8 protein-coding genes are annotated in these 11,617 nt (G+C 71.3%); 5 read left to right on the top strand and 3 right to left on the bottom strand.

Annotated elements, in window-relative coordinates; genetic code table 11:
- Positions 1–42 precede the first annotated feature (42 nt).
- From rpiA to ACX9TP_RS35220, 3 genes are all read left to right on the top strand, one after another.
- Positions 43–756, top strand: a complete 714-nt coding sequence (rpiA, locus tag ACX9TP_RS35230) for a ribose-5-phosphate isomerase RpiA (protein ID WP_482975031.1) — start codon at positions 43–45, stop codon at positions 754–756.
- Between the two features lie 549 nt (positions 757–1,305).
- Positions 1,306–2,745 (top strand): DUF1592 domain-containing protein, encoded by a 1,440-nt coding sequence (locus ACX9TP_RS35225; protein WP_482975030.1) that lies wholly within the window; start codon positions 1,306–1,308, stop codon positions 2,743–2,745.
- Between the two features lie 8 nt (positions 2,746–2,753).
- Positions 2,754–4,217 (top strand): DUF1552 domain-containing protein, encoded by a 1,464-nt coding sequence (locus tag ACX9TP_RS35220; RefSeq protein WP_482975029.1) that lies wholly within the window; start codon positions 2,754–2,756, stop codon positions 4,215–4,217.
- 37 nt (positions 4,218–4,254) lie between these two features.
- Here the strand turns inward: ACX9TP_RS35220 and ACX9TP_RS35215 are convergent, their stop codons facing one another.
- Positions 4,255–5,286, bottom strand: a complete 1,032-nt coding sequence (locus tag ACX9TP_RS35215; protein WP_482975028.1) for a metal-dependent hydrolase — start codon at positions 5,284–5,286, stop codon at positions 4,255–4,257.
- Between the two features lie 129 nt (positions 5,287–5,415).
- Positions 5,416–6,726: a pectin acetylesterase-family hydrolase gene (locus ACX9TP_RS35210; protein WP_482975027.1), complete on the bottom strand. Its 1,311-nt coding sequence runs from the start codon at positions 6,724–6,726 to the stop codon at positions 5,416–5,418.
- A 235-nt stretch (positions 6,727–6,961) separates the two neighbouring features.
- Between ACX9TP_RS35210 and ACX9TP_RS35205 the strand changes: the two genes are divergently transcribed.
- Both ACX9TP_RS35205 and ACX9TP_RS35200 read left to right on the top strand, forming a co-directional pair.
- Positions 6,962–7,621, top strand: coding sequence for a hypothetical protein (locus ACX9TP_RS35205; protein WP_482975026.1), 660 nt, complete (start codon positions 6,962–6,964; stop codon positions 7,619–7,621).
- 227 nt (positions 7,622–7,848) lie between these two features.
- A complete protein-coding gene (locus ACX9TP_RS35200; protein WP_482975025.1) occupies positions 7,849–9,462 on the top strand; it encodes a sensor histidine kinase in 1,614 nt (537 codons plus the stop codon).
- Here the strand turns inward: ACX9TP_RS35200 and ACX9TP_RS35195 are convergent.
- Positions 9,425–11,551 (bottom strand): ATP-binding domain-containing protein, encoded by a 2,127-nt coding sequence (locus ACX9TP_RS35195; protein ID WP_482975024.1) that lies wholly within the window; start codon positions 11,549–11,551, stop codon positions 9,425–9,427. The two genes, ACX9TP_RS35200 and ACX9TP_RS35195, sit on opposite strands and share 38 nt — an antisense overlap.
- Positions 11,552–11,617 lie beyond the last annotated feature (66 nt).

The raw sequence follows: 11,617 nt of genomic DNA, 5'->3' as shown, positions 1-11,617 counted from the left end.
CGGCGTCTCCCTCCCGCCGCGGGGAGGAGTAGCCTCCCGCGCATGAGCCACTCGGTGGTCGACGACACCTCCCGGTTGAAGCGCGAGGCCGCCACGTGGGCGGTGGATACGTTCTTCCGCGCGGGCATGCGGGTGGGCCTCGGCACGGGCAGCACCGCCGTGTTCGCCGTGCACCGGCTGGCGGAGCTGCGCGCGCAGGGGCAGCTCCTGGACGTGCTCGGCGTGCCCACCTCGCGCGAAACGGAAGCGCAGGCGCGCGCGCTGGGCGTGCCCCTCACCACGCTGGAGGAGCACCCGGACCTGGACGTCACCGTGGACGGCGCGGACGAGGTGGCTCCGGACCTGTCCCTCATCAAGGGCGGGGGCGGGGCGCTGCTGCGCGAGAAGATTGTCGCGCAGGCCAGCCGGCGCGTGGTCATCGTCGTGGACGCGTCCAAGCTGTCGCCGAAGCTCGGCACGCTCTGGCCCCTGCCGGTGGAGGTGCTGCCCTTCGGCTGGCGCTCGCAGGCGCTCTTCCTGGAGTCGCTCGGCGCCAGCGTCACCCCGCGGCGCGACGCGCGCGGCGAGCCCTTCCTCACGGACCAGGGCAACCGCGTGCTCGACTGCCGCTTCGGCCCCATCGACAACCCCGGGGAGCTCGCCGTGCGCCTGGGCTCGCGCGCGGGCGTGGTGGGCCACGGCCTGTTCCTCGGGCTGACGACGGACCTCGTGGTGGCCGGCGCCCAAGGCGTGGAGCACCGCGCCCGTCCGGCCTGACGCCGTCGCCCCGCGGCGCGCGCGTGCTCGCCCCCCTGCCCACCGAGCCAGTCATCCGCGCGGGCCTCCGGATGCGCGGAGCCTGGTGGTAGTTTCGCGCGCGTCGTGGCCGTGCGCGGGTGCTTCGCCTGCTGCCACTTCGCGGGTGGAAGTGGGTGGCTGTGGGGCGCAGGAACTCCGCAAATCTTGGACTCCAAGAAGAAGACCGGTCGCTTTCGTCCGCCGAGGCGAAACGCGCCAGTGGAACTGCAACGCGAGTGGCATTTGCACGCGGTCACGAAATCCTCACCAGTCGTGACGGAGTGAACGGTTAAAGTTGTCAACGCGCCAGCGCTCCAGAGGGGGTTTTCTGGGAGTCGTTGGTACGAGGGTGCCTTTCGTATGCGAATCATCCGTTTCTGCATTCCCGCGGCGCTGCTGCTGGCGGCCGCATCCTGCTCCGGCGACGAACCTGGAACCGAGAAGGAGCCTCCGGAGGTATCGGAAGCGTCTTCGGCGCGAGTGCGCCGCCTGACGCGGGTGGAGTACGACAACAGCCTCGCCGCCGTCGTGCCGGGGATATCTTCGCTGAGCGGCACCTTCGCCCCGGAAGACACCATCCTCGGCTTCAGCACGCACGACCGGCTCCAGGTGACGTCGCTGCTGGCGGACCAGGTGGACAACGCCGCGCTGACCGCGGCCCAGTTCGCGAAGAATCAGCTGAAGATTCACACCAGGTGCCCGGCGGACGCGAACGAGGAGAAGTGCACGACGGACATCCTGTTCGACGTGGCCAGCCGCGCCTTCCGCCGGCCCCTCACGACGGAGGACAGGGCGGAGTTGCTCGCCTTCTGGAAGGACGTCCGGAAGACGGCGGACCCGGAGACCGCGCACCGCATCTTCCTGCAGGGCCTCTTCGCGTCGGCCTCCTTCCTCTACCGCACGGAGCTGGGCGAGCAGGGTGAGTCCGGCAACCAGGTGGTGCGGATGACGCCGCACGAGGTCGCCTCGGCGCTCTCCTTCGCCATCACCGCCGCCCCGCCCGACGCGGCCTTGCTCGCCGCCGCGGAGGCCGGGGAGCTCAAGACGGCGGAGCAGCGTGAGGCGCACGCGCGCCGCCTGCTGGCCACCCCCGCCGCGCAGAAGCGCCTCGCCCACTTCATCCGCGAGTGGCTGGGCATCACCGGCCTGGCCAACCTCAACAAGAACAACCAGGTCTTCCCGGCCTTCAGCGCGGCGTTCAAGGACTCCAGCCAGGCCGAGACGCGGGCCTTCATCGACCACGTGATTGCCAACGAGGGCGGCTCCGTGAAGGAGCTGCTCAGCGCGAACTACACCTTCGCCGACGGCCGCATGTCGCAGTTCTACGGCACCACGAGCACGCCCAACGGCACGACTGGCAGGGTGCCGCTGCCGGCCGACCGCGCGGGTATCCTCACCCAGGCCAGCGTGCTGGCGACCTACGCCCTCTTCGACTCCAGCTCGCCCATCCGCCGCGGCAAGTTCGTCCTCACGCGCCTGCTGTGCCGCGACATCCCGCCCCCGCCGGCCACCATCGTCATCATCCCCCCCGCGCCCGCCGCGGACTCCACCACCCGCGCCCGCTTCGCCGCGCACACCGACAACCCCGCCTGCGCCGGCTGCCACCGGAGCATCGACCCCATCGGCTTCGGCTTCGAGAACTTCGACGGCCTGGGCAAGGCCCGCACGACGGAGAACGGCATCGCCATCGACGCCAAGGGCTCGGTGGACTACTCCACCGGCATCTTCCCCTTCACCGGCGGTGGCGAGCTGGCGCGCTCGCTCGCCACCAGCGAGGACGTGGCCGACTGCGTGCCCCTGCAGCTGTTCCGTTACGCCATGGGACGTGAAGAGGACACCGTCGACGAGCAGCTGCTCGCCGACATGCGTTCGGCCTTCAAGGCCAACCCGCGGCTCCAGCTGGGGGATGCGCTCGTCAGCCTCGTGCGCTCTCCCTACTTCACCCACCGGCGCACCCTTTCTCCGTGAGTCGCCCCATGCTCCGCCAACTCTCCCGTCGAAACCTGCTCAAGCTCCTGGGTGGCTCGGCCGCGGCGCTCCCGCTGGCCAACCTGCTCGGCACCTCCGACGCGCACGCGCAGACCACCGCGCCGCCGCTGCGCTTCGTCGCCATCTTCACGCCCCACGGGTGCCTTCCGGAGTTCTGGAACCCGCAGAGCACCGGCGCCACCGAGGCGGACTTCACGCTCGACTTCGCCAACTCCATGCTGCTGCCGCTCCAGCCGCACAAGTCCAAGCTGCTGGTGGTGGACGGCCTGGACTACCGCGTGCTGTACGAGCACGGCCTGACGGGCCACGAGGGCGCGCCCGTCACCTTCCTCACCGGCAGCAAGGTCAACACCGCCAGCGGTGACGACCTGCCGGAGAGCGCCTCGCTGGACCAGGTGCTGGGCAACGCCATCGGCGGCAGCACCAAGTTCCGCTCCATCCAGCTCAACGCCTGGGAGCAGTTCGGCGGCCAGCACGTCTACAACAGCATCAGCTTCACGGCGAACGGCTCGCGCGTGCCCTTCGAGCGCGACCCGGCCGCCGTGTACCAGCGCCTCTTCGGCAACGCGCCGCCGCCCGCCGCGGACCCGGCCGAGGCCGACCGGCTCATCGCACGCCGCAAGAGCCTGCTCGGCTTCCTCACCAAGGACGCGACGCGCCTTCGCGACAGGCTCGCGGGCGAGGAGCGCCAGAAGCTGGAGGCACACCTGGAGGCGCTCGCGGACATCGAGCGGCGCATCGGCTCGCTGAGCACCTCGCCCGGCCCGGCGCCCACCCCCGTGCCCTCCACGGAGGCGTGCAGCACCGGCGTCGTGCCGCCGCAGTACGGCCTGGACCAGCTGGGCAACCTCGCCCGGCTGCCCGAGCTGACGAAGCTGCACCTGGACATGATTACCCGCGCCTTCGCGTGCGACTTCACGCGGGTGGCGACCATCACCATCGGCGCGCCGTCCATGCCGTGGGTCACCGCCGCGGACGGGAGCAGGATTACCGAGGACGTGCACAACGACCTGGCGCACCGCCTGGACGTCACCACGGAGCCGCTGCGCACCCAGATTCGCACCAAGATGGTGGCGGTGCAGCGCTGGTACGCGGAGCAGGTGGCGTACCTCATGACGCAGCTGGCCTCCATCCAGGAGGGGAGCGGCACCGCCCTGGACAACACCATCATCCTCTGGGGCAACGAGCTGGGTGACGCCGCCGGCCACATGAATGTGCGCGTGCCCACCGTGCTCGCGGGTGGCGCGGGCGGCCGCTTCCGCATGGGCCGCTTCATCCGCGCGCGGCCCGCGGGCTCCAACCCGCTGTCCGGCTGGTCCGGCCCGGGCACGCCGCTGCCGGGCGCCGTGGCGCACAACAAGCTGCTGGTCTCCATCGCCCAGGCCTTCGGGGTGAACGTCAATACCTTCGGCCACCCGGACTACACCGGTCCGCTGGCCGGGCTGACCTGAGCCACGCCTCCGTGTGTCGGGGCCCTGGCGGAAGGAGTCACTCCTTCCGCTGGGGCCTCGTCGTTTCCGCGTCCGGGCCCCGCCACCGGCGCAGCAGCTCGCTTGCGCTGCCGCCGCGCTCCAGCCGTGTCTCCGCCACGTGGTCCTCCGCGTCCAGCCGGATGACGAAGCCCAGCGTGGGCTCGCCGCGCAGGTGGTAGCGCAAGTCCGAGATGCGCACCTCGCGTCCTCCGCCTTCGACGGGCGCCACCGTGACGACGGGAAAGCGGGCCCACGCGAGCGCCTCGCGCACCGGCCCCACCGCGCGCACGTCCGGGGGAAGCACGTCCACGGATGACTCCACCCGGCGCGCCTCGCGGGGTGCACCGGCCAGGGGCACCTCGCCCGCGGCGAGCACACCGCCCGGAAGCGTGGCCACGTACCGCCAGGTGCCCACGGAGAAGGGCAGGGGGAAGACGCGCACGGACCAGGCCGCCGCGTAGGCCGCCTCCACCCGCCGCGTCAGCACGCCCCAGGCCGCCACGCGCGCCCCCACGTAGCCGGCGGCCAGCGCCAGGCCCACCAGCAGCGCCCGGCGCCACGCCGCGCGCCGCCGCCGCCACGCCACCACGGCGCCCACCAGCAGCGGCAGCGTCACCCAGGGGTCCACCACCATCGTCCAGTCAAGGCTCAGGCGGGTGTCGGAGAATGGCAGCAGCAGCCGCGTGCCCCAGCCCGTCCACAAGTCGGGCAGCAGGTGCGCGAAGAGGACGGACGCGAGGCTGGCGAGGAAGACGGGGCGGGGCCTCGAGCCCCGGAAGACGGTGCACGCGGCCAGCGTGGCCCCGAACGCCACCACCGGGCTGAAGAGGAGCGAATGGGAGAGCCCCCGGTGCGCCTGGAGGGCCACCGTCACCGCGTCCCCGCGCGCCAGCAGCGTGTCCAGGTCCGGCAGCTCCGAGGCGAGCACGGCGCCCAGCAGCACCGCGCGGTCCGTGGGCGAGGCGCGCTCGCCCGTGCCGGGGCGCACGTCGGGCCTGCGCAGCGCGCCGAGGGCGAGCCCCAGCAGCCCGTGGGTGAGGTTGTCCATGGCGGGGCCCTCGTCTACCGCCCCCTCGCGAGCAACGCCAGGGCCGGCCCCTGAAACGACGAAGCGGGACGCCCGGCCCGAAGCCCGGCGTCCCGCTCCTTCAGACAGCTTCCGTCGCGACGACGGGGACTACCCGCCCAGCGCGCCGTTGATGAGCGGCGCGACAATCTGCATGCCGGGGTCCTCGTCGTTGTACTTGTTCGCCGGCTCGTAGATGCGGATGCGCTGGTTCTCGTTGATCCACCGCGAGAGGAACTTGTCCATGCCCACGAACTCGCTGTAGCACTTGTACGTCTGCGACTGCGGGAACTCGAGGTACTCGTACCAGTACCGCTTCTTCTCCATCTTCTGGCAGGCGTGCGCACCCATGAAGGTGATGATGGTGCTGCAGTGGCTGGCGTTGATGGGGCGGCTGTGGGGGATGAAGTAGCTGAAGTTGTTGTAGAGGTTCAGCTCCTGCACCAGCCGGTCCTGGTCCACCTTCCAGTAGCTGTGGATGGACTCCTTGTCGTTGGGCGTCTTGAAGCGCTCATAGGAGAAGCGCGAGTAGTTGTAGTCGCGCGTGTAGCCCGTGTACGCGAGCTGGTCGTTGGGGAACTCCTGCGCCACCATCTTGTTGATGGTGCCGAAGTCGTTGATGTTGAACGTGGCCGGCAGCAGCGAGAAGACCGAGTCCAGGTTCCACGACGAGCGGATCTTGTCGTGCAGCGGGCGCGAGAGGGAGGTGGAGTTCGGCGCCATGAAGATGGGGCCGGAGTCATTGAGCAGGTAGCCGCGCGCGGGGTTGATGGCCTTGCGCACGAAGTAGTAGCCGGCCGACGTCGCCGTGCCGCCCGCGCTGTAGCCCGTCATCAGGAGCTTCTGCACGCCGGTGAACTGCGTGCGCGCCCAGTTCGCCGCCGCAATCGTGTTGGTGTAGCCGGAGTGGTGCCAGGTCAGCGGCGGGTTCTGCCCCGTGGCGTCCACGTAGGTCTTCACGTTGTTGCCGATGTGCACGTCACCCGTGCAGTACGGCATGTAGACGATGTTCCAGTCCTTGGTGACCAGGTCCGTGCGGCTGCGCAGCGGCAGGCCCGGGTCGGCGCCGTTGACGATGGGCGACACGTACTTCGCCGTGAACTGGGTGATGTAGTCGTCGCTGATGCCGTTGGGGTTGGCCGCGCCCAGCACGCCCGCGCGCCCGCTGCACGTCTCGAAGTCCCAGCACGCGCCGCCGCCCTCGAGCATGAAGAGCAGGTTGGGCGAGCTGGTGCGGCGCACGAAGAACTTGTACTGCGAGCCGTTGCCGCACTTCGTCCCGGGCAACTCCACCTTCTCCCAGTTGTAGTTGTTACCGCCGTCCACGAGCACGCTGACGATGGAGGAGACGATGACCTCCGCGCGGGCCATGCCAGGCACCAGCGCTGCGGCCATGAGACAGGCCAGGAGTAGGCGCTTCATTCAGGAACCTCCGGGTTTGGTGGGAATTCCTGTCTATACAATGCAATTGCAACAGAGTCAGGCCCTTTGTGGCTGATTCATGTTTCATGGGCGACAGGGCTCGTGATGCGTCGCGGCAAATGCGAGGGCCGATTCGTTACGCGGCGCGGCAGATAGTCAGGTTTGCCAGGTGCGCGCGGCGCGCGGTATTCGGGTCTGCATGGCCGAGAATGCTCGCTGGAAGGGCCTCCCATGGGTGGTTGCCACGGGAGCCGTCGTGGGGCTCGTCGTCCTGCTCTGGGTGCTCCTGGCGCGCCCGGAAGCCTCCAGCCCTCCGGAGGCGGGGACCCCGGCGGCTGCGCCGGTGCCTGCGTCACCCGTGGCGGCGCCCGCGCCGGCGGCGACTCCGTCCGCGCCCGTGGCCGCGCAGCCGGGTGGGGGGACGGTGTCGCCCTACCTGCCCCAGCCTCCGTCCGTGCCGTCCGGCGACGACGCGCCCCAGTTTCATCCCGTGGACCTGCAGGCGCTGCGCGCGAAGCTCCCGGACAACGTCTACTGGACGCTGGGCGCGCCCACGGAGGACCCGGAGGTGCTCCAGCGGCGCGACGAGGAGACGCGGCGCTGGAATGACGTCTACGGCAAGGTGCTGTCGGGCATGGCCACCGAGGAGGAGGTCCGCCAGTACTACGCGCACCGCCGCCAGGTGTCCGAGGACATGGTGACCTTCGCGAGCACGGTGCTCGCGGACTATGGCGACCGGCTCCCCGAGCAGGAGCGGGGCCTGTACGAGCTGAGCATCGACATGCACCGCACGCGGCTGTCCGAGCTGCCCCGCCAGGAGCAGGAGGCGCTTGCCCGCCGCCTGGAGCAGGAGCAGCGCCGCGAGGCCTGGCGCCAGGGGCAACAGCGGCCCTGAGCGCGGACGCCCCGCCGGGTGACGGCCCGGCCGGCTGCTCACACCCTTGCCGGCCCGGCCCGCGAGTGTTGGGTGTCGAGCACATGTCCGGCTGGCTGGAGTGGGGCGTGCGGGACGGAAGTGTTAAGCGAAAGAACACGAACGCCGTGGCCCGCCCCTTCATCCAACGCGTGGAACATCCCCTGTCCGACCAGGGCCTAGCCAGCGCCGACTCCCCCGGGGCGGACATGGCGGGCATCGACACCGTCCTCCTCGACCAGCTCCCGGAGAGTGTCGCCGTCTGCGATGCGGACGCGGTGTGCCTGTACGTCAACCCCGCCATGGAGCGGGCCTTCGGCAGGCCCCGGGCGGACCTGCGGGGCCGCGTGCTGTGGGAGTGCTACCCGGACGTGCTGGGCGAAGGGTTCCAGGAGCGCTTCCACCGGGTGGCCCAGACGGGCCAGGCCGAGGAGTTCGAGTGCCACTTCGCGGCCCGGGAGCGCTGGTTCGTGAAGCGCCTCTTCCGGGGCCACGGGCGCGTCTATGTCTTCTCGCGGGAGATTACGGCCGAGAAGAAGCAGGAGGCGACGCTCCGGGGGCTGTACGACGAGACGCGGCGCGCGCAGCGCCACGCGGCCTTCCTCGCGCAGGCCAGCGCGGTGCTGACGTCGTCGCTGGACCACGACCAGATCCTCCAGCGCATGGCCCACCTGGCCATCCCCACGCTGGCGGACGGGTGCGCCGTGGACGTGCCCGGGCAGGACGGAGAGGTCCGTCGCGTCGCCGTGGCCCATGTGCGTCCGGGCATGGTGGAGCGCACCCAGGCCTTCCACGCCCGCTACCCCATCCGCATGGACGACGCGGGCGGTATCGGCCGGGTGCTGCGCGAGGGCGTCACGGAGTTCGTCCCGGAGCTGCCGCCCCTGTACGCGACGGAGCTGGCCGGCGACGCGGAGCGCCTCCGCGCCACGGAGGCGCTGGGCGTCCGGACGTTCATCTCCGTCCCGTTGATCAGCCGCGGCAAGGTGCTGGGGGCGCTCACGCTCGTCAACACCGAGTCCGGGCGGCGGTACACGCAGGCGGACGTGCGGCTCGCGGAGGACCTGGCCCGGCGCGCGGCCGCGTCGCTGGACAACGGGCGGCTCTACATGGAGGCGCAGGACGCCATCCGCGCGCGCGACACGTTCCTCTCCGTCGCGTCGCACGAGCTGAACACGCCCCTCACCTCGCTCACCCTCAACGTCCAGGCGCTGCGCAGGGACTTGGACGCGCGCGCTCCCGCCGCGCCGGACGCCCTGTCCACGAAGGTGGTGGCGGTGCAGCGGCAGTTGTCGCGCCTGTCGAGCCTGGTGCGTGAGCTGCTGGACGTGTCCCGCATCACCGCCGGCCGGCTGCGGCTGGAGCGCGAGGAGCTGGACCTGGCCGCGCTCGCGCGGGAGATGGTGCCGCGCTTCTCGGAAGACCTGGCGCGGGCGGGGTGCGAGCTGCGCCTGGACGCCCCGGGCCCCGCGCGGGGCCACTGGGACCGGCTGCGGCTGGAGCAGGTGCTGCAGAACCTGCTGTCCAACGCCATCAAGTACGGCCGGGGCCGCCCCATCGAGGTGCGGGTGGGCGCGGACGCGGAGCGGGCCTGGCTGACGGTGCGCGACGAGGGCATGGGCATCGCCCCGGAAGGGCAGGCGCGCCTGTTCCAGCGCTTCGAGCGGCTCGCCAGCGAGCGGCACTATGGCGGGCTGGGCCTGGGCCTCTGGATTGTGAAGCAGATTGTCGACGCGCTCGAGGGCCGCATCCTCGTGGAGAGCGCGCCCGGCCAGGGCTCCACCTTCACCGTGGAGCTGCCGCGCCAGCAGCGTCCGGGATGAGGTGGCTGCGCACGCCGGAGGACACCACCCAGAGCTGGTGGGACGTGCGCGTAATCGCCACGTGCAGGCGGCGGCGCGACTCGTCGTCCATGGGGTAGGCCCGCGCCGTCACGTCCGGGAGGATGACGTAGTCGAACTCCAGGCCCTTCACGCTGCCCACGTCGGTGACGTCCACGCCGGGCTCGAAGGTGAACTCGCCGTCGCTCACCCGGCGGGCCCAGGGCAGGTCGGCCACGACGCGGTAGACGGCCTCCGCGGACTCCGGGCTGCTGGCGATGACGCCCACCGACGCGTGGGGCTCGCGTGAGACGAGGTCCCTCAGCGCCTCACCGATGAAGAGCTGCGCCTGGGCCTCGTCCGGGAAGTGGTGGAAGCCCACCGGTGCGCCCGGGCGGCCCGCGTGCGCGGACGGTTCCGGGGCCTGGGTGCCCAGCACCTGCCGCGCCAGCTCCACCACCGGCCGCGGGCAGCGGTAGGACACCTGGAGCCGGCAGGTGGCGGCGTCGCGGATGTTCAGCTCGTTGAGGACGGCGGGCCACCCCGCGAAGCCGGCGTCCGTCTGCTGCATCTCGTCTCCGGCCAGCGTGCAGCTCTTGCCCTTGCCCAGCAGGCGCCCCACGACGAACAGCTCGAAGAGGGAGAAGTCCTCCGCCTCGTCGAGCACGACGTGCGCCAGCCGCTCCAGGCCCAGCGAGGTGTGCTGCGCCTTGAGGAACATCAGGATGGGCAGGTCGTCCAGGTCCACCGTGCCGGCCATGGCGTACGGCGTGTCGTCTTCAATCGCCTTCCCGTCCACGGTGACGAGCCGGTCCGGGTCGGTGATGTCCTTCAGCTCCCTGGCGAGCGGCGTGGCGTGCTGGAGGCGCGTGTGCTCCATCACCTCGTCGATGGCGGTGCGCGGCAGCTCGCCGTGGGCGGCGTTGACCACGGTGTCCAGGAAGCGCCGGTCGAAGTACGCGTCCGCCAGCCGCTTGCGCAGCCGCTCCAGCGTCACGCCGGCGGACGTCTTCGGCACGCCGATGCGGGCGGCCAGCGCGCGCCGCAGGGCGGGGTGGCGCTTGAGGCGCGACACCAGCGGCGGCGTGTCGTGCCACAGCTTGATGCCGGGCAAATCAAAGGCCTGCTTCGCCGTCGCCAGCAGCCAGGCGTCGCGCGTCTGCACGGCCACGCCGCCCAGTCCGAGCGGCGCCAGCAGGCGGCGGGACAGCCGGGCCAGGCCCTCCTCGGGGACGATGAGCTTCATCCGGGACTGGGGGTACGTCTGGGCGTCGTCGAAGGCAATCTTCGCCAGCCGGTGCAGGGCCACCGTCGTCTTCCCGCTGCCGGCGCTGCCCAGCACGAGCAGCGGCCGGTCCGGTCCGGTGCTGACGGCCTCGTACTGCTCCGAGTCCAGCAGCGCGGTGACGCCGAAGGCATCCTCGCTGCGCCGGGCGCCCTTGCCGGTGCCGAGGAACTCCGGCCGCGCGGCGGTGCCCGCGCCGCCCGACTGCAGCGTGGCGACGTCGAGCCCCACGCTGTGCCACTCGCCGTCCGGGGCGCGCTCCAGCACCAGCGTGCCGGAGATGATGCGCGTCAGCACGCCACGCTCGATGATGACGAGCCGGCGCGTCTGCACGGTGCCCTCCGCGAGCCGCTCGCCGAAGTACTCCTCGTAGGCATCGCCCTCCTCGTAGCAATAGAAGACGCGGGCCACGGGGGCGAAGCGCCAGTCGATGACGCGCACGCCGGCGCTCACGTCCGCGAAGGTGGTGCGGCCCAGGAGGTAGTCGCGGGGGCCGCCCGCGCCGTCCAGGCGCAGGTGCGCGAAGTAGGGGGCCTGGGAGTCCGGCAGGCGTGCGGTCTCCTGGCGCTCCATGAGGGAGCGCGCCTGGTTCATCTGTGCGAAGAGGTGCGGCAGGTCCGCGACGGCGGCGGTGGCCACGTCGTCGCGCAGCACCTGGAGCTGGGCGACCAGTCCCTGGGTGTCCGTCCCGCGGCCGGCCTTGCGCCGGGCTGCCTCCAGCGTGGCCTGCACGCGGGCGAGCAGTGCCTCCTCCTCGGCGATGATTTCGCGGGCGCCTTCCGGAAGGTTGCCATGGGGGTGGCTCATGCGCGGCAAGGTGAACCCTGGCGGCGTGCAGGTCAACCCGTTGTTCTTCCTGGGAAAGTTGCTACT

It is taken from the genome of Pyxidicoccus sp. M15, from assembly GCF_056858435.1.
This window is presented reverse-complemented; position numbering and strand designations above follow the sequence as displayed.